This is a genomic window from Pantoea sp. X-Soil-ISGK-259, from assembly GCF_059730705.1.
In genome coordinates this window covers 933,492-951,790 of the sequence record NZ_AP035986.1, presented here as the reverse complement: position 1 = coordinate 951,790, position 18,299 = coordinate 933,492, and the positions used below count along the sequence as shown (strand labels likewise).

The window sequence follows — 18,299 nt, the reverse complement described above, 5'->3', positions numbered from 1 at the left end:
GCGCAACATCCTGCTATGCTGTAACCTTTGCACTTTCGCAGGAGCCTTCACCATGAATACGATTCAACTCGGTAGCACCGATCTGCAGGTGTCTCGTCTCTGTCTCGGTTGTATGACCTATGGCGAGCCAACGCGCGGCAACCACGCCTGGACGCTGCCAGAAGCGAGCAGCCGTCCACTGATTCAGCAGGCACTGGATGCAGGTATCAACTTCTTCGATACGGCTAACAGCTACTCTGATGGCAGCAGCGAAGAGATTCTGGGCCGGGCACTAAAAGATTTTGCCCGCCGTGAAGAGGTTGTTGTCGCCACCAAAGTCTATTTCCCCCTGACTAATCTTTCACAGGGCCTGTCGCGCAAGAATATCCTGCAATCCATTGATGACAGCCTGCAGCGCCTCGGCATGGAGTATGTCGATCTGCTGCAGATTCACCGCTGGGACTACAACACCCCGCTGGAGGAGACGCTGGAAGCGCTGCATGACGTCGTGCAGTCTGGCAAAGCCCGCTACATCGGTGCCTCGTCAATGCACGCCAGCCAGTTTGCTCAGGCGTTGCAGATGCAGTCTGAACAGGGCTGGCACCGCTTTGTCAGCATGCAGGATCAGTACAACCTGATTCAGCGCGAAGAGGAACGGGAAATGCATCCTCTCTGCCTGAAGGAGCAGATCGCCGTGCTGCCCTGGAGTCCGCTGGCGCGCGGCAAGCTGACCCGCCCGTGGGGTGAAAACACCGCGCGCTCTGCCTCTGACCAGGTAATGGCAAAGCTTTATGACAACACCGAAGAGAACGATGCCGCGATTGCAGAACGACTGGCGATGGTGGCGGAAGGTAAAGGCGTAACGCGGGCGCAGGTGGCCCTGGCCTGGCTGCTGAGCAAACCTGCCGTCACGGCACCGATTATTGGCGCGTCCCGTGCTGAGCAGTTTGACGATCTGGTTAAGGCGGTGGATGTCACGCTGAGTGACGAGGAAATTACCCTGCTGGAAGAGGTCTATCAGCCACATCAGGCGGTAGGATTCGAGTAAACCTGACGTGACGCCCTTCCCGGGCGTCACCTCTTATCAGGCGTTTAGCATGGCGGTTAAGCCGCCAGCCAGACCCCGATTCCATAGAGCATGGCAGCGGAAATCACGCCAGCAATAATGTCATCAACCATAATGCCCATGCCGCCATGCACATTGCGGTCAAACCAGCGAATCGGCCATGGCTTCCACATATCAAGAATACGGAACAGCACAAAGCCCCCCAGCACCCATTGCCAGCTGTTGACCGGAATCGCCATCAGCGTAATCCACATGCCGATAAACTCATCCCAGACAATACTGCCGTGATCGTGTACGCCCATATCTTTGGCGGTGCGATGGCAGAGATAAACGCCGACGCAGATACCCACCAGCACCACCAGCGAATAGAGATCCTGCGGCAGGAAAGTCATCAGCCACCAGAATGGGATGGCCGCCAGCGATCCCATGGTGCCCGGCACAACCGGGCTTAATCCGCTGCCGAAACCGGTCGCCAGCAAATGCCAGGGATTGCTCATCCGCAGGCGACGTTTGGCCACGTCGTTATTTAGCATCAAAGTGATCAAACCCTTTGTGACGGAAGGTGGCGGGCTTGCCATTATCCAGCAGCGTCAAGCCTTCCGACTCCGGTGCTATTTGTCCGATGCAGGTATAAGGCACGCCCAGATGCCCCAGCGCCACATCCAGCGCGCCGCGATTAACCTCTGGCACAGTGAAGCAGAGTTCATAGTCTTCGCCGCCACTCAGCGCCCAGCGCAGTACCTGCTCAGGCTCGAAGTGGTCGCGCAGGGCCGCCGATAGCGGCAACGCATCCAGGTTAAGCCGCGCGCCGCAGCCGCTGGCTTTCAGCACATGGCCGAGATCGGAAATCAGACCGTCGGAAATATCCACCGCAGAAGAAGCCAGCGAACGCAGTGCCTGACCCTGCAGAATGCGCGGCATCGGACGCAGATGACGTTTAATCAGCGCTTCATGCACTGCCGGATCGTTGATGCGACAGTGATGCTGCAGCAACGCCAGACCCGCCGCGCTGTCACCCAGCGTACCGGTCACGAAGATCCAGTCGCCCGGCTTCGCGCCGGATCGTTTCAGGGCGCGGCCCTGCGGCAAAAGACCGTGAATCGCCAGCGTCAGACTCAGCGGGCCACGCGTAGTGTCACCACCCACCAGCTGCATATCGTAATATTCCAGCAGTTCAAACAGGCTTTCACTAAAGGCCGAGAGCCAGCTTTCATCGACCTGCGGCAACGTTAAGGCCAGCGTCAGCCAGGCGGGATCGGCGCCCATAGCAGCAAGGTCGCTGAGATTCACAGCCAGGGCTTTGTAACCCAGATCGGCAGGATGAATATCCCGTAAGAAGTGCACACCCGCGACCAGGGTATCGGTGCTGATCGCCAGCGTCTGTTTTTCCGGCACGCTAAGTAACGCACAATCGTCACCGATGCCGAGTTCGACATCACGGCGGCTGCGTGTTCTGCGGTTGAAGTAGCGTGCGATGAGTTCAAATTCACCACAAGACATAATTGCGTTCCGCTTAACCCTTAATGAAAAAAGGCCGGCAAGCCGGCCTTTTTGTTTATTTGCGAGTGGGTCGAATTTGTGGACCGGCTTTATCCAGCACGCCGTTAACAAATTTATGACTGTCTTCGGCACCGAAGACTTTCGCCAGCTCAATCCCTTCGTTGATGGCCACTTTATAAGGCACATCGTTACGTTTGCTCAGCTCATACAGCGAGATGCGCAGGATAGCTTTTTCTACCTGGCCCAGCTCTTCGAGCTGACGCGACAGATAGGGCTTCATCAGTCCATCCAGATACGCACTGTTGGTCGCCACACCGGACAGCAGTTCGCGGAAGTAGGTAATGTCGACGTCTTTGACGTCCTGTTCCGCCAGAAACTGGTATTCCACATCGGCAATGTCGTTATTCGACAACTGCCAGGAGTAAAGCGCCTGAACAGCGCACTCACGGGCGCGACGACGAGCAGCAGGTTTCACAAAATTCCCCTTACAAAAATCAGGCTTTAATGGCTTTCAATACGTTGATCATTTCGAGCGCAGTCAGAGCCGCTTCAGCACCTTTGTTACCCGCTTTGGTGCCGGCACGCTCAATGGCCTGCTCGATGCTTTCAGTGGTCAGCACGCCAAACGCGACAGGAATCTCGCTGTTCATGGCAACGCTGGCGATACCGGAGCTGGCTTCACCCGCCACATATTCGAAGTGGGCAGTGCCTCCACGAATGACGGTGCCGAGTGCGATAATCGCATCATATTTGCCGGAGTTAGCCAGCGCACGGGCTGCCAGAGGCAGTTCGTAGGCACCTGGCACCCAGACTACGGTGATATTGTCATCTTTGACCTGGCCGATACGTTTCAGGGCATCAACTGCGCCATCCAGCAGGCTGTCATTAATGAAGTTGTTAAAACGCGCAATAACGATGGCAACATTGGCCTCAGGCGTTGCAACAGCAGCTTCGATAACTTTCATACTTATCCTTTCAGGGGTTTGGTTAGCCCCGCGCAGGGGGGCGGATTCTATCATACTCTTGGGCGGCGTGCTCTCGCTTTTCCGACCGTGTTATTGGGGTGTCAGGGTCAGGCGTAAATCGTCACCGACCTGCCGGACGTCGCTGAAACGGAAGGCAGGCGCGTCAGCGAGCGAGCTGAGCCCCGGCAGCTGACACAGGCCACGTCCTTCATGACCCAACAGCTTAGGTGCCAGATAAACAATCAGTTCATCGACCAGCCCGGCCTGCAACAGCGCCCCGGCCAGTGAGGCACCCGCTTCAACCCAGACGCTGTTAATCTGTTTCTGTCCCAGCAGCATCATCATCGCCACCAGATCCAGCTGCTGTTCGCGCAGCGGCACGGCAATCTGCGTCACCTCAGCGGGCCAGTGCTGTTGATCCGGCTGATGACGCATCAGCCAGGTTTCGCCCGGCTGAGAAATGAGCCGATGTTGCGGCGTGACGCGATTCTGACTGTCAACAATCACCCGCACCGGCTGACGCAGTTGCTGTTCATCAAGCAGTGACTGGCTCTCCGGATCAAGTTCAGACCAGCGCACCGTCAGCGAGGGATCGTCCGCCAGCACCGTAGCGCTGCTGCTGAGGATGGCGGCGCTTTGCGCACGCAGACGCTGGACATCCCGGCGGGCCGCAGCCGACGTTATCCACTGGCTTTCACCGCTGGCCATTGCCGTGCGGCCATCCAGTGACGCGCCCAGCTTGAGCTGAATCCAGGGAAAGCCGGTGCGCATCCGCTTGAGGAAGCCGCGATTCAGCGCTTCCGCTTCCGGCATCATCAGGCCGTGGCTGACCGCAATGCCTGACTGATGCAGACGGTGCAGCCCGCGTCCTGCGACCTGCGGATTGGGGTCCTGCATCGCAGCCACAACACGGCTAACGCCAGCAGCAATCAGCGCATCACAACAGGGCGGTGTGCGACCATGATGGCTGCAGGGCTCCAGCGTGACATAGGCGGTTGCACCACGGGCTTTTTCGCCCGCCATGCGCAGGGCGTGAACTTCGGCATGCGGTTCACCGGCACGCTGATGCCAGCCCTCGCCTGCTACTTCGCCATCGCGCACAATCACGCAGCCGACATTGGGGTTCGGCATGGTCGTAAAACGACCGCGTCGCGCCAGTTCCAGCGCGCGCGCCATGTAAAGTTCATCCATGGTTTAATCCTGTAACCGGGCGATCTCTTCGCCAAAATCACGAATATCTTCAAAGCTGCGGTAAACTGAGGCGAAGCGAATATAGGCCACTTTGTCGAGCTTCTTCAGCTCATCCATCACCAGATTGCCAATCAGTTTACTGGGGATCTCACGTTCGCCAGTCGCGCGCAACTGCGTTTTAATATGGTTCACAGCGCTTTCAACCGCATCGGCACTCACCGGACGTTTCTCAAGCGCTTTCATCATCCCGCTGGCCATTTTGTCTTCATTAAAAGGCTCGCGCACATCATTGCTCTTCACCACGCGTGGCATCACCAGTTCCGCCACCTCAAAGGTGGTGAAGCGTTCATGACACATCAGGCACTGGCGGCGGCGACGCACCGAAGAGCCTTCACTAACCAGACGAGAATCAATCACTTTGGTGTCCACAGCGGAGCAGAATGGGCAATGCATGACGTTTCCTGACGCGAGAGTGATGGGTCTGACAGTGTAGCGCGAACTGCGAATCAACAAAATCTCTTCCGTGCCTTTACCGGGCTTCTCATCGCAGGATAAACGCGGCTAAATTTCGTCTGCGGCAAAAGGGACTACGCTTTAAGAGCTGCAAGTAAAATTTTCCACTAACACTCTGGAGGTTGTATGGGTCTGTTTAACTTTGTGAAAGAAGCCGGTGAAAAACTCTGGGACGCGGTAAACGGCGGAGATGACCAGAATAAAAAGCTGCAGGATCACATTAACAAGCTCGGCTTGCCTGACAGCGACAAGGTCGACGTCAAGGTCAATGGCGATACCGTGACCGTGACCGGAGATGGCCTGTCCCAGGAGCTGAAAGAAAAGATTCTGATTGCTGCAGGTAACGTTGCAGGCATCACGAAAGTTGAAGACAAGGTGACCGTGACAGATACCGCGGTCGAGTCAGAGCTGTACACCGTGAAAAAAGGCGATACGCTGAGCGCGATTTCCAAACAGGTTTACGGCAACGCTAACGAATATAACAAGATTTTCGAAGCGAATAAGCCAATGCTCTCGCATCCTGATAAGATCTATCCTGGCCAGGTTTTACGTATTCCAAAATAACGGACAAGGATAACTTATGAGCAGGATGGTTTGGATTCCGGTGGCGCTCTCTCTGGTAACGCTGAGCGGCTGCAGCACCACGGCAGGCAATCCGCAGGTCAAAGAGCTGCATCAGGAAGTGAGTCAGCTAAATCAGCAGATGCAGCACCTGACCACGCAGGCCAGTGCACTGGAAATCCAGGGACAGCTTAACAGTCAGTTGCAACAAGGCGCATGGCTGGTGCCGCAGGCGAAAACGCCAGTGGCTCTGCAAACCCAGCTCGGCACACTGCGACTGACGCTGTCGCCTGTGACCGCTGAAGCCAGCGGCTCGCGGGCAACCCTGACTGTGCGTTCAATGGACGACCGCCCTCTGCCCGCCCTGCATGCGACGGTGATCTGGGGTGAGCTCGACCCGGCGACCGGTAAACCTCTGAACAGCGACAGTCTGAGCCAGACCGTCACGGTGCCGGCCTCGTTGCTGCCCCAGCATTCGACCAGCATCCCGCTGCGGCTCAGTGGCCTGACACCGGAGCAATTGGGTTATGTCCGCGTGCACAACGTAACCGGGGATGCGCCGACTCAGACTTCCCCTGCCGCACCCGCTAACCCATAGCCGCGGTGCAAAAAAAACGGGCAGCCTGTTGGCTGCCCGTTTTTATTTCTGACGCGTGATTAAGGCAGGATAGAAGGCTGATCGGCGCCCTCTTTCTCGACTTTCTGCACCATCATATGTTCACGCTTCATGCCCAGCTTCAGCGCCAGCGCCGAAGAGACATAAATGGATGAAATCGTACCAATCGTCACACCAATCAGCATGGTCAGTGAGAAGCCTTTCAGCAACGCACCACCAAACACGAACAGGATGAGGATCATCGCCAGCGTCGTCAGCGAGGTAATCAGGGTACGGCTTAACGTCTGTGTCAGTGACACGTTCGTAATATCGTAAGAGCTGCCGCGACGGATCTTACGGAAGTTTTCACGAATACGGTCAGAGACCACAATTTTATCGTTAAGCGAGTAGCCAATCACCGACATCAGCGAGGCAACAATTGTCAGGTCGATTTCAATGCGGAACAGCGCCAGCAGGCCGCAGGTGATGATCACGTCATGCGCCAGCGCCAGCACGGTACCCAGCGCCAGACGCCACTCAAAGCGGAAACCGATATAGATCAGAATCGCAATCAGTGCAGACAGCAGCGCCATCGCACCCGCCTGCGCCAGGTCGCTACCCACACTCGGGCCAACGAACTCAATGCGCTTAACGGTCGCGTTTTGCTGGGTAGTCTGGTTAATCACCGACACCACTTTATTGCCTAACTCAGTACCCGCCGGGCCGGTCACCGGTGCCATACGCACCATGACGTCACGGCTGCTGCCAAAGTTCTGCACCAGCGGCTCGTCAAAGCCCGCTTTCACCAGATCACCACGCAGGACTTCAAGGTCGGCCGGTTTTTCCAGCGCGATCTCAATCACCGTACCACCGGTGAAATCGAGGCCCCAGTTAAAACCACGCACACCCACGATCGCAATCGCGGCAAGAATCAGCAGTCCTGAAATGATGAAGGCCAGCTTATCCCAGCGCATAAAGTCGACGACTTTACGCCCGTGGTTTAACTGCTCAATGTTATATTCCTGTGCCACAACGCACTCCTCAGATAGACAGCTTGTTGATGCGTTTGCCACCGTAAACCAGGTTAACAATGGCACGGGTACCGATAATCGCGGTGAACATTGAGGTCGCGATACCAATTGCGGTGGTAATAGCAAAGCCTTTGATCGAACCGGTGCCGACCGCGTAAAGAATGATAACTTTGATCAGGGTGGTCACGTTCGCATCGACAATACTGGAGAAGGCGCCTTTGTAGCCCTCATGAATTGCCTGCTGAACCGAGCGCCCGTTACGCAGCTCTTCTTTAATACGTTCGTTAATCAGTACGTTAGCATCGACTGCTACCGCCAGTGTTAACACGATACCGGCAATACCCGGCATGGTCAGGGTCGCACCAGGCAGCAGGGACATGACGCCGACAATCAGCACCAGGTTAACCAGCAGCGCACTCGTCGCAATCAGACCAAACTTCTTGTAGAACACCACCATAAAGAGGATCGAGGCGAGCAGACCCCACAGGCAGGCTTCCAGACCCTGAGTAATGTTTTGCTGACCCATGGTCGGCCCGATCGTACGCTCTTCCACAATCTGGATGGGCGCAATCAACGCACCGGCACGCAGCAGCAGCGACAGCTGACGCGCTTCGTTCGGGTTGTTGATACCGGTGATGCGGAAGCTGTTCCCCAGGCGAGACTGGATATTAGCGACGTTAATCACCTCTTCCTGTTTCACCAGAATTGAACGGCCGTTAGCATCTTTTTTACCGCTGTCCTTATACTCCACAAACAGGGTCGCCATCGGCTTGCCGATGTTGTCCTTGGTGAAGTTGGACATGATGTTACCGCCTGCGCTATCAAGTGAAATATTCACCTGTGGCTGGTTGTACTCATCCATGCTGGACGTCGAGTCGGTGATGTGGTCACCGGTCAGGATCACCCGCTTGTAGAGCACGACCGGCTGGCCATCACGCATGTCTTTAACTTCTGAGTCACCCGGAACACGGCCACTGGCCGCCGCAGTAGGATCTACGCTGGTGTTCACCAGACGGAATTCCAGCGTCGCGGTTGCGCCCAGAATCTCTTTGGCACGCGCCGTATCCTGAATACCCGGCAGCTCAACCACGATGCGATCGGAGCCCTGACGCTGAACCAGTGGTTCCGCCACGCCAAGCTGGTTTACACGGTTACGCAGAATCGTAATGTTCTGCTGAACCGCATATTCACGCGCTTCGCTGAGACGGGCATCGCTCATGGTGGCACGCAGCGCATCGCTGCCGCTGCTGTTGATCACCAGATCCTGATGACGCGAGGAGAGCCAGGAGATCGCCGCATCACGACTGGCAGCGTCACGGAAACGAATTTCCACGCCGTAGTTCGCGATTTTGTTGACGGTGGTATAAGGGATATTTTTGGTGCGCAGATCGCTACGCAGCGTGTCAGCATTCTGCTCCTGCAGCTTGCTGAGCGCGGTGTCCATGTCCACTTCCATCAGGAAGTGCACACCACCACGCAGGTCGAGACCGAGTTTCATCGGCTCTGCTGACAGCATGCTCAGCCAGCGCGGCGTGGCTGGCGCAAGGTTCAGCGCGACAACGTAGTTCTCACCCAGCGCTTTCATGATGGCTTCACGGGCGCGTAACTGCACATCCGTATTGTTGAAGCGCGCGGTAATCGCACCATTTTCCAGCGCAACAGATTTGCTCTGGATATTGTCTTGTTTTAATGCGGACTGAATTTGATCCAACGTCTGCTCACTGGCGGCGCTTCCGCGCGCACCAGTGATTTGAACGGCCGGATCCTCACCATACAGGTTGGGAAGCGCATAGAGCAGGCCGACGAGAATCACGACGACCAGCATCACATACTTCCACAAAGGATAACGATTTAACACGGCAGTTCCCTTAGGGAAGAAAGAATTACAGCGCCTTGATAGTGCCTTTAGGCAGCACGGCAGCGACGAAATCACGTTTAACGACGACTTCATTGGTGTCATTCAGCGCGATAGCGACGTATCCCGTGTCAGAGACTTTCGTTACGCGGCCTACCAGGCCACCGCTGGTCAGCACTTCATCACCCTTAGAGATGGAATCCATCAGCTTCTTGTGCTCTTTCGCACGTTTCTGCTGCGGACGCAGGATCATGAAGTAGAAAATCAGACCAAACACCACCAGCATGATCACCAGAGAATACGGACTTCCCTGAGACGGTGCGCCAGCTGCAGCCACGGCGTCAGAAATGAATAAGCTCATTAAATTTCCCTCATTGATGAATTATCAGACGTTAATGGCGGAACTTCTTTGCCCGTCCGTTGGTAAAACTCAGTTACAAAGTGTTCTAATTTACCCTCTTCAATGGCCTGGCGTAAACCTGCCATCAGACGCTGGTAATAGCGCAAATTGTGGATAGTGTTCAGACGCGCGCCCAGTATTTCGTTACAACGGTCGAGATGATACAAGTAGGCGCGGCTATAATTGCGACAGGTGTAACAATCACACTCCGCATCTAGCGGCGCAGTGTCATCTTTGTATCGGGCGTTGCGGATTTTCACCACACCCTCAGTCACAAACAGGTGACCATTTCGGGCATTACGGGTAGGCATCACGCAGTCAAACATATCGACACCGCGACGGACGCCTTCAACCAGATCTTCTGGCTTGCCGACACCCATCAGATAACGTGGTTTATCCTGCGGAAGCTGCGGACAGACGTGCTCAAGAATACGGTGCATGTCCTGCTTGGGCTCACCCACCGCCAGGCCGCCCACAGCGTACCCATCAAAGCCAATCTCTACCAGACCTTTCACCGAGACATCTCGTAAATCTTCGTAAACCGAGCCCTGGATAATGCCAAACAACGCATTTTTATTCCCCAGGCTGTCGAAACGATCACGGCTGCGTCGCGCCCAGCGCAGCGACATCTCCATGGAGCGTTTGGCATAGTCCCAGTCCGCCGGATAGGGCGTACATTCATCGAAGATCATGACGATGTCGGAACCGAGATCATACTGAATCTCCATCGATTTTTCCGGATCGAGGAAGATCGGGTCGCCATTGATCGGGTTACGGAAGTGAACGCCCGCTTCGGTGATTTTGCGGATGTCACCCAGGCTGAAGACCTGGAAGCCGCCGGAGTCGGTCAGAATCGGCCCTTTCCACTGCATAAAATCATGCAGATCGCCATGCAGTTTCATGATCTCCTGGCCCGGACGCAGCCAGAGGTGGAAGGTATTGCCCAGAATGATCTGTGCGCCAGTCTCCTGCACTTCTTCCGGCGTCATGCCTTTCACGGTGCCATAGGTGCCGACAGGCATAAACGCAGGGGTTTCCACCACACCGCGATCAAAAATCAGACGGCCACGGCGTGCGCGCCCGTCTGTAGTATCAAGTTCAAATTTCACAAAGCCCCCATTGGAGAAACAGTCCAATGTATACAACCTTCACGCTATTAAGGCGGTTCCGGCTATCGGTTAATAAATCAGTCGCCCACTTTTTCCAGCGGCGCCTGCGGATTTTTGCTGATAAACATCGCGTCACCATAACTGAAGAAACGATATTGCTCAGCCACGGCTGCGTGATACGCCGCCATGGTGTGCTGATAACCGGCAAACGCCGAGACCAGCATAATCAGCGTCGATTCGGGCAAATGGAAGTTGGTGATCAGCGCATCAATCACCTGATACTCATAGCCCGGATAGATGAAAATCTGGGTATCATCGAAGAACGGCGCAATCAGAGCATCCTGACTCGCTTTGGCGGCGCTCTCCAGCGAACGGACGGAGGTGGTGCCGACGGCGACCACCTTATTGCCGCGCGCTTTACAGGCCAGCACCGCGTCAACAACCTCCTGCGGCACTTCGGCATATTCTGCGTGCATGTGATGCTCTTCGATGGTCTCGACACGCACCGGCTGGAAAGTCCCCGCCCCAACATGCAGCGTCACAAACGCCATTTCAACGCCCTTCTCTTTCAGCGCCTGCAGCAGCGGTTCATCGAAATGCAGACCGGCGGTCGGGGCCGCGACAGCACCCGGACGGGCGCTGTAAACCGTCTGATAAAGCTCGCGATCCGCCTCTTCATCCGGACGGTCAATATAGGGCGGCAGCGGCATATGGCCGACGCTGTTGAGAATATCGAGCACCGCGCGCTCATCATCAAAGACAATCTCAAATAGCGCATCGTGGCGTGCCACCATCGTCGCTTTCACGCTCTCATCTTCACCCAGAAGCAGTTCTGCGCCCGGCTTTGGTGCTTTCGAGGCGCGCACATGTGCCAGTACGCGCTTATCGTCGAGCATCCGCTCTACCAGCATTTCGATTTTGCCACCGCTGGCTTTACGGCCAAAGACGCGCGCCGGAATCACGCGGGTGTTGTTGAACACCAGCAGATCGCCTGGATTCAGCTTATCCAGCACGTCGGTGAAAACACCGTGCGACAAGGCCCCGCTGGGGCCATCGAGCGACAGCAGGCGACAGCCACTGCGCTGCGCCTGGGGATAGTGAGCAATCAGGGATTCGGGCAGTTCAAAAGCAAAATCAGCGACACGCATTGAAATGTTCTTTCTCAGGCAAAAACAGGCGGCACAGTTTAGCGGAAAAACGACCAATTCTGAACAACTGGCTGCGCTAAGGCAGTTCAGCCTATAATGCGGCATGAACTTTCTTGCGCATCTCCATCTGGCTAAGCTGGCCAACAGCTCCTTACTCGGCAATTTAATGGCCGACTTTGTGCGTGGCAACCCGCACCAGCACTGGTCTGCACCTGTTGCAGACGGCATTCTGATGCATCGTCGTCTGGATGTGATGACCGATGGGCTGCCGGAAGTGCGCAGCGCCCGTCAGCTGTTCCGTGCGGAAACGTATCGCGTGGCACCCATCACACTGGATGTCATCTGGGACCATTTTTTGGCGCGTCACTGGCAGCGTTTCACACCCGAGCAGACGCTGGTGCAGTTTTCTGCCGCCGCCGAGCGCGAAATCCTGCCGCAACTGCCAGATACCCCCACTGAATTTCAGGAACTCAATGCTGTGATGTGGCGTGAGCGCTGGTTTGAGCATTATGCCCAGCCTGCACGGCTTGAGCGGGTGCTGCACGGCATGGCCAGCCGCCGTCCACGCCTGGCGGCACTGCGCGACTCCTACCATGATTTCACCGAACATTATGATCAGCTGGAAGCGCTGTTTTTTATTTTTTATCCGCGTTTAATGGCGCTGGCGACCAGCAGAACCCTGTAAAACCCGATCCTCTGCTGCCGGGCTGGCGGATGCCAGCTTTCGTCTGAATAAAAAGCCGCTTTCCTGACTTCCCGCCATCTTGCCATTGCTGCTTATCTGCGGCTTAATGAAGCCTTTCTTAACAATAGCTAAGAAAACATTACAGCCAGACCGCCTGCTCAGGCGCACCTTCCGTTCGTTATGGCAAAAAAATCATAAGAGGAAAAGATGTCATCCGCTTCGCATTCTGAAATAGACGCGCGTTATCGTTACGCCTGCGACATTGCCCGTGCTGCGGGCAGCCGGGCTTTGTCATGGTATCAACAGCGTCAGACATTGGTAGTGGAACACAAAAGGGATTTGCAGGATGTGGTCAGCGAGGCTGATCGTAACGTTGAGGCATTAATTAAGTCGTTAATTGCCGAGCGTTTTCCTGAGGATGCCGTCTATGGCGAAGAGAGCGGTGGCGAGGTCCAGGGCGCGCCTTTTATCTGGGTCGTTGATCCGATCGATGGCACCGCCTGCTTCGTCAATGGCCTGCCTAACTGGTGCGTCTCGCTGGCAGTCGTCTGTGAGGGCGAACCGGTGATCGGCGTGGTCTGCGATCCTAACCATCAGGAGCTGTTTCATGCACGAGCGGGCCAGGGCGCGTGGGTTAATGAGAGCCGTCTGCAGGCCCATGACGCGCAGCATCTCAACGAGGGGTTACTCGGCATCAGCAACTCCAGCCGCACACCGGGTGAAAATACCTCGCGGTTGATTCGCGGCTTAACAGAACAGGGTGGCATGTTTATTCGTATCGGTTCTGGTGCGCTTACCAGCGCCTGGGCCGCCGCCGGGCGGCTGATTGGCTACTATGAAGCGCATATGCATCCCTGGGACAGTCTGCCGGGCATCGTCCTGATGCGTGAAGCAGGCGGTGTCACCAATGATTACCTGCGTAATGACGGAATGAAAAACGGCAACCCGGTGTTGCTGTCCAATGCAGCCCTTTACCCGAAAATAAAAGCGCTGACCGGCAATCTGGCGCTGGAGGAATAAATGACGATGCCTGCCCTGTACCGCTGCGCGCTGATCCTCAGTTCTCTCTGGCTGCTAAGCCCGGCGTCACAGGCGGCGGATTACCAGCTGGAGAAAGTAGTCGAACTGAGCCGTCACGGTGTTCGTCCGCCCACGCCCGGCAATCGCAAAGAGATCGAAGCCGCCAGCCAGCAAACCTGGACGCAGTGGACCACTGCCGATGGTGAGCTGACCGGCCATGGCTACAGCGCTGTGGTGAATAAAGGACGCTGGGAAGGCGATCGCTATCGTCAGCTCGGGCTGCTGAGCACGGGCTGTCCTGACGCGGCTGAGGTCTACGTTCGCGCCAGTCCGCTTCAGCGCACCCGCGCCACCGCCGCGGCGCTGACGGACGGCGCATTTCCCGGCTGCGGCGTGCCCGTGCATCACGTAGCAGGCGATGCCGATCCCCTGTTTCAGAGCGAAAAGCTGACCATCACCCGGACCGATCCCGCTCAGGAGCTCGCCGCGAAACAGCAGAAAGCAGGCGATCTGGCCCGGCTACAACAGCAGCTGCAGCCGGCGATTCAGCAACTGAAAGCCGCCGTCTGCCCGCCCGCAACAGATTGCCCGTTGTTTGATGCGCCCTGGGCGTTTCGGCAGACGCGCAACGGCAATACTTACGTTTACGGGCTGAGTGTGATGGCGAGCATGGTGGAGACGCTGCGACTGGGTTACAGCGAAAACCTGCCGTTTGATCAGCTCGCCTGGGGACACATCACCTCGGCCGCGCAGATCACCTCGCTGCTTCCATTGCTGACCGCCAACTACGATCTGAGCAACGATATCCTTTATCAGGCTCAGCACCGTGGCTCAATACTGCTTAACGCCCTGCTGGCGGAAATTGCGTCTGACCGCTCGCCAACCCGCTGGCTGATTCTGGTAGCGCATGACACCAACATCGCAATGGTGCGCACTCTGATGGACTTTAGCTGGCAGTTACCCGGCTATTCACGCGGCAACATTCCGCCGGGCAGCAGTCTGGTGCTGGAGCGCTGGCGCGACATTCACAGTGGCAAACGTTTTTTGCGACTCTATTTTCAGGCGCAGAGTCTGGATGGTATCCGACAGCTGCAACCAATTGATGATAAACATCCGTTATTACATCAGGAATGGCATCAGTCAGACTGCAGAGTTACCCATGTCGGCGTGCTCTGCCCTTATCAATCCACGCTGACTCAGCTGCGGAAAAACCTGGATAACAGCGCTGTGTTGCCGGTTTCGGTTATATTGCCCTGAGTCTGTGGCTAATGAAATTAAGGCCGCAGTCTCAATGCGGCCTTATTAATGTTAACCACGGTTAATTAACGCCACTCCGACCTATTCTTATTTAAAACGACTGACTATCAGCGCTACCCGTTTTGTTTTACGATAGTTACGTCAATCATCCCTTTATTAACTATTTTCCTGTAATCCTTGAGTATTTCGGCGACTGGTTTCGCCGTTTTTTATTTCTGCCTTTATTACCCTTCGTGCCCGATTAGCTGCACCCTCTCCTGCTCAGGCTCTCTTGTGTCCCTGTCCCCGGTTTGCATCCTCCGTGATATTCACTGCTCTTTGAAATAATCATTCCCGGAACTATTTGCTGAAATAATGTGATGCATGACCTTATTTCGCTGATACACAATAAGTGCCGAATAAAAGGAGTTCGTGTTGTGGCGGGGATCACATAAATAATCAGATGCGGGGAAAATTTGAGAGGGGAAATAGCGTGTTCTGCTCCCCCATAAATCGGGAGAGCAGAACAGAGGATTAGCGGGTTTTACGCACCAGCTTATAACCCAGCAGCAATACCACTATCCACACCATACCCACATAGAGTGAAATACGGGTATCGGGGAAATATCCAATCAGCCCGATGATAAAGCAGAGGAAGGCAACGCCGACACCCGCCGTCCAGCTGCCACCTGGCAGTGCAAACTTCAGCTTACTGGCCGCCTCTTTGCCAATTTTGCGACGGAACGCGATCTGCGACAGCAGAATCATGATCCAGACCCATACTGTTGCAAAGGTCGCCAGCGACGCGATCACCAGGAAGACTTTTTCGGGCATCAGGTAGTTGAGATAGACCGCAATCAGCATGGCAAACATCATCACGACAACCGTCACCCACGGAATTCCGCGTGAAGAGACCTTCATAAAGACTTTAGGCGCATGGCCTTGCTGCGCCATTCCGTGCAGCATGCGACCCACACCAAACACATCGCTGTTAATCGCCGAGAGTGACGCGGTCAGCACCACAAAATTGAGGATAGAGGCGGCGGCGGCGATGCCAAGATGCTGGAATGTCAGCACAAACGGGCTGCCCGACGTGCCTACCTGATTCCATGGGTAGATGGACATAATCACAAACAGCGTACCGACATAGAACACCAGAATGCGCCACGGCACTGAGTTAATCGCACGCGGAATCGACTTCTCCGGATCTTTCGCTTCACCCGCCGTAATCCCGATAATCTCAATGCCGCCGTAGGCGAACATCACCATCTGCAGCGACAGCAGCATGCCGACCACGCCGTGCGCGAAGAAGCCGCCATTGGTCCATAAATTATGGATGCCGGTCGGCTGGCCGCCGTTGCCAATCCCCCAGATGATCATGCCGAAACCGGCCAGAATCATCACAATGATGGTGGCGACTTTGAAGAAGGAGAACCAGAACTCCACTTCACCGAACACTTTCACGCTCATCAGATTGACGGCACCGATGATCAGCACCACGCTCAGCACCCAAATCCAGTGCGGCACCTCGGGGAACCAGACGCCCATATAGATGCCGAACGCGGTGACATCTGCAATCGCGACAATCAGGATCTCAAAACAGTAGGTCCAGCCGGTAATGTAACCCGCCATCGGCCCAAGATAGTCCTGCGCATAGCGTGAAAAGGAACTGGCCTGAGGATTATTAACGGACATCTCACCCAGCGCACGCATGATGATGTAAGCCACGGCCCCACCGATGATATAGGCGAGCAGCACGCTCGGGCCGGCCATTTTTATCGCGTCGGCGGAACCGTAAAACAGCCCGGTGCCAATCGCCGATCCCAGCGCCATAAAACGGATGTGGCGCGTGCTCAGTCCGCGTTTGAGCTTGTTGGTTTCTTGCATAACAACCTGTACCTGTGAAATGAAAAAACCACGGGCAGGCCCGTGGTTAAAGAAAAATCAGTGCGTTCTGTTACGAGTGAACGGCAACCTGTTCCGGCCCCTTCACCCGATCAACAACAGCGGCAATCAGCAGCATCACCAGCGACGGCGGCAACCAGGCGAGACCCTGATCGGCCAGCGGCAGATGCTGACTGAAAGCGGGCAGCAAATCTTTAAACCCGGTGGTTTTAATCGCATCAACAATGCCAAACAGCAGGCTTACCAGCATCGCTGGCGCGATAATCCGGCTGCTCTTGTTCCACCAGTTAAGGGTGAAACTCAGTACAACCAGCACGATACAAGGCGGGTAAATCGCCGTGAGTACCGGGATGGAGATCTGAATCAGGTGGCTCAGGCCGAGGTTCGACACCACCATCGAGAACAGACCCAGAATAAACACCAGCGTTTTATACGATAACGGCAGGTATTGCGCAAAAAATTCCGCACAGGCACAGGTCAGGCCAACGGCGGTCACCATGCAGGCAACAAAAATCAGTGCGGCCAGGAAGAGACTGCCCATATTGCCAAAGGTGTGCTGAACATACGCATGCAGAATCGCTGCGCCGTTGGCGTTTTGATCAACCAGCGCACCGCTGCCCGCGCCCAGCTTAAACAGGCAAAGGTAGACCAGCGTCAGGCCCAGACCCGCGATCAGGCCTGCCAGCACGGTATAGCGCGTCAGCAGCGCGGCATTGTCGACGCCACGCGAACGGGCGGCGTTGACAATCACGATGCCAAAAACCAGCGCGCCCAGCGTATCCATCGTCAGATAGCCGTTAACGAAACCGCTTGAGAACGCCGCATGCTGATAATCAACGGTCGCGGGAATGGTGCCACCCGCCGGCCACACCAGTGCAGCCACGCCCAGCACGGTCAGCGCGATAATTTTCAAGGGCGCAAGGAAGTGACCTACAGTGTCGAGCAGTTTGCCCGGATAAAGCGATACACCAATCACCAGCGCGAAGTAGATCAGGCTGTAGATAAACAGGGGCAGCGCACCATCGCCGGTCAGCGGCGCAATACCCATCTCAAATGAAACCGTTGCCGTACGCGGGGTGGCAAACAGCGGCCCAACAGCCAGATAGCACACGGTAGCCAGCACAATGCCCGCAACCTTGCCAATCGGAGTGCTGAGTGCATCCACGCCGCCGCCGACGCGAGCCAGCGCGATCACGGTCATCACCGGTAACCCGACTGCGGTAATCAGAAAACCAATTGCGGCGGTCCAGACGTGCTCACCAGACTGAATACCGACCATTGGCGGGAAAATGATGTTGCCCGCGCCAACAAACAGGGCGAATGTCATAAAGCCCAGCGCGAGAATGTCCTTCGAAGTTAAACGATGTGTCATACGGCCTGTCACTGATGTTGCGGTGGAAGTTGGGTTAGTGTTGTCCCCTCGCTGCGTGTAAACCGCGATCTGGCTGACAATGTCAGCGCATTATGCTCGTCGCAGGGTAAAGCGCAGGTGATTTAAGCTGCTTTTATTCTGTTCACAGAGGGATGGATCGACAACGGC

Annotated in this window: 19 protein-coding genes; 6 read left to right on the top strand and 13 right to left on the bottom strand. The window is 55.8% G+C overall.

Annotation, left to right across the window (positions count from 1 at the left end):
• Positions 1–52: 52 nt before the first annotated feature.
• On the top strand, positions 53–1,027 hold the full coding sequence (locus tag AC6I77_RS04300; RefSeq protein WP_039659073.1) for an aldo/keto reductase: 975 nt from the start codon (positions 53–55) through the stop codon (positions 1,025–1,027).
• A 56-nt stretch (positions 1,028–1,083) separates the two neighbouring features.
• Here AC6I77_RS04300 and pgpA read toward each other — a convergent pair whose 3' ends face one another.
• From pgpA to nrdR, 6 genes are all read right to left on the bottom strand, one after another.
• Complete coding sequence (gene pgpA / locus AC6I77_RS04295; protein WP_003852520.1) at positions 1,084–1,578, bottom strand: phosphatidylglycerophosphatase A; 495 nt, start codon at positions 1,576–1,578, stop codon at positions 1,084–1,086.
• Complete coding sequence (gene thiL / locus AC6I77_RS04290) at positions 1,568–2,545, bottom strand: thiamine-phosphate kinase (protein WP_003852519.1); 978 nt, start codon at positions 2,543–2,545, stop codon at positions 1,568–1,570. The genes pgpA and thiL overlap by 11 nt, the downstream gene beginning before the upstream one ends.
• Positions 2,546–2,600: 55 nt before the next feature.
• Positions 2,601–3,020 carry a transcription antitermination factor NusB gene (gene nusB, locus AC6I77_RS04285; RefSeq protein ID WP_003852517.1) on the bottom strand — a complete coding sequence of 140 codons (420 nt, stop codon included), beginning with the start codon at positions 3,018–3,020 and terminating at the stop codon, positions 2,601–2,603.
• 19 nt (positions 3,021–3,039) lie between these two features.
• Positions 3,040–3,510, bottom strand: coding sequence for a 6,7-dimethyl-8-ribityllumazine synthase (gene ribH / locus AC6I77_RS04280; protein WP_003852516.1), 471 nt, complete (start codon positions 3,508–3,510; stop codon positions 3,040–3,042).
• 90 nt (positions 3,511–3,600) lie between these two features.
• A complete protein-coding gene (ribD, locus tag AC6I77_RS04275; protein WP_003852515.1) occupies positions 3,601–4,701 on the bottom strand; it encodes a bifunctional diaminohydroxyphosphoribosylaminopyrimidine deaminase/5-amino-6-(5-phosphoribosylamino)uracil reductase RibD in 1,101 nt (366 codons plus the stop codon).
• A 3-nt stretch (positions 4,702–4,704) separates the two neighbouring features.
• Entirely contained in the window at positions 4,705–5,154 is a 450-nt protein-coding gene (gene nrdR / locus AC6I77_RS04270) for a transcriptional regulator NrdR (RefSeq protein WP_009091750.1), read from the bottom strand.
• Positions 5,155–5,340: 186 nt separating this feature from the next.
• On the opposite strand from nrdR, the gene lysM reads away from it, so the two are divergent.
• Together lysM and AC6I77_RS04260 are read left to right on the top strand one after the other, a co-directional pair.
• Entirely contained in the window at positions 5,341–5,778 is a 438-nt protein-coding gene (lysM, locus tag AC6I77_RS04265) for a peptidoglycan-binding protein LysM (RefSeq protein ID WP_003852513.1), read from the top strand.
• A 16-nt stretch (positions 5,779–5,794) separates the two neighbouring features.
• Positions 5,795–6,373, top strand: a complete 579-nt coding sequence (locus tag AC6I77_RS04260) for a SadB/YajI family lipoprotein (protein WP_003852512.1) — start codon at positions 5,795–5,797, stop codon at positions 6,371–6,373.
• A gap of 59 nt (positions 6,374–6,432) precedes the next feature.
• On the opposite strand, the gene secF is transcribed toward AC6I77_RS04260, so the two are convergent.
• From secF to queA, 5 genes are all read right to left on the bottom strand, one after another.
• Positions 6,433–7,401, bottom strand: coding sequence for a protein translocase subunit SecF (gene secF, locus AC6I77_RS04255; RefSeq protein WP_003852511.1), 969 nt, complete (start codon positions 7,399–7,401; stop codon positions 6,433–6,435).
• A 10-nt stretch (positions 7,402–7,411) separates the two neighbouring features.
• On the bottom strand, positions 7,412–9,259 hold the full coding sequence (gene secD / locus AC6I77_RS04250; RefSeq protein WP_071778534.1) for a protein translocase subunit SecD: 1,848 nt from the start codon (positions 9,257–9,259) through the stop codon (positions 7,412–7,414).
• 25 nt (positions 9,260–9,284) lie between these two features.
• Positions 9,285–9,617, bottom strand: coding sequence for a preprotein translocase subunit YajC (gene yajC / locus AC6I77_RS04245; protein ID WP_003852509.1), 333 nt, complete (start codon positions 9,615–9,617; stop codon positions 9,285–9,287).
• On the bottom strand, positions 9,617–10,765 hold the full coding sequence (tgt, locus tag AC6I77_RS04240; RefSeq protein WP_003852508.1) for a tRNA guanosine(34) transglycosylase Tgt: 1,149 nt from the start codon (positions 10,763–10,765) through the stop codon (positions 9,617–9,619). Before tgt ends, yajC begins: the two co-directional genes overlap by 1 nt.
• A gap of 77 nt (positions 10,766–10,842) precedes the next feature.
• A complete protein-coding gene (gene queA / locus AC6I77_RS04235; RefSeq protein WP_003852507.1) occupies positions 10,843–11,913 on the bottom strand; it encodes a tRNA preQ1(34) S-adenosylmethionine ribosyltransferase-isomerase QueA in 1,071 nt (356 codons plus the stop codon).
• A 103-nt stretch (positions 11,914–12,016) separates the two neighbouring features.
• On the opposite strand from queA, the gene AC6I77_RS04230 reads away from it, so the two are divergent.
• The 3 genes from AC6I77_RS04230 (at position 12,017) to AC6I77_RS04220 (ending at position 14,875) form a co-directional block, all read left to right on the top strand.
• Positions 12,017–12,598 (top strand): ACP phosphodiesterase, encoded by a 582-nt coding sequence (locus tag AC6I77_RS04230; protein WP_105099440.1) that lies wholly within the window; start codon positions 12,017–12,019, stop codon positions 12,596–12,598.
• Between the two features lie 207 nt (positions 12,599–12,805).
• Positions 12,806–13,618 carry an inositol monophosphatase family protein gene (locus AC6I77_RS04225; protein WP_497816732.1) on the top strand — a complete coding sequence of 271 codons (813 nt, stop codon included), beginning with the start codon at positions 12,806–12,808 and terminating at the stop codon, positions 13,616–13,618.
• Positions 13,619–14,875, top strand: coding sequence for a histidine-type phosphatase (locus AC6I77_RS04220; protein WP_497816731.1), 1,257 nt, complete (start codon positions 13,619–13,621; stop codon positions 14,873–14,875). It abuts the gene before it with no gap.
• Positions 14,876–15,388: 513 nt separating this feature from the next.
• Here the strand turns inward: AC6I77_RS04220 and proY are convergent.
• Together proY and brnQ are read right to left on the bottom strand one after the other, a co-directional pair.
• Positions 15,389–16,741 carry a proline-specific permease ProY gene (gene proY, locus AC6I77_RS04215; RefSeq protein ID WP_003852502.1) on the bottom strand — a complete coding sequence of 451 codons (1,353 nt, stop codon included), beginning with the start codon at positions 16,739–16,741 and terminating at the stop codon, positions 15,389–15,391.
• A 70-nt stretch (positions 16,742–16,811) separates the two neighbouring features.
• The gene (gene brnQ / locus AC6I77_RS04210) at positions 16,812–18,131 is read right to left on the bottom strand and encodes a branched-chain amino acid transporter carrier protein BrnQ (RefSeq protein WP_008924876.1); all 1,320 of its coding nucleotides are present in this window, start codon (positions 18,129–18,131) and stop codon (positions 16,812–16,814) included.
• Positions 18,132–18,299: the final 168 nt, after the last annotated feature.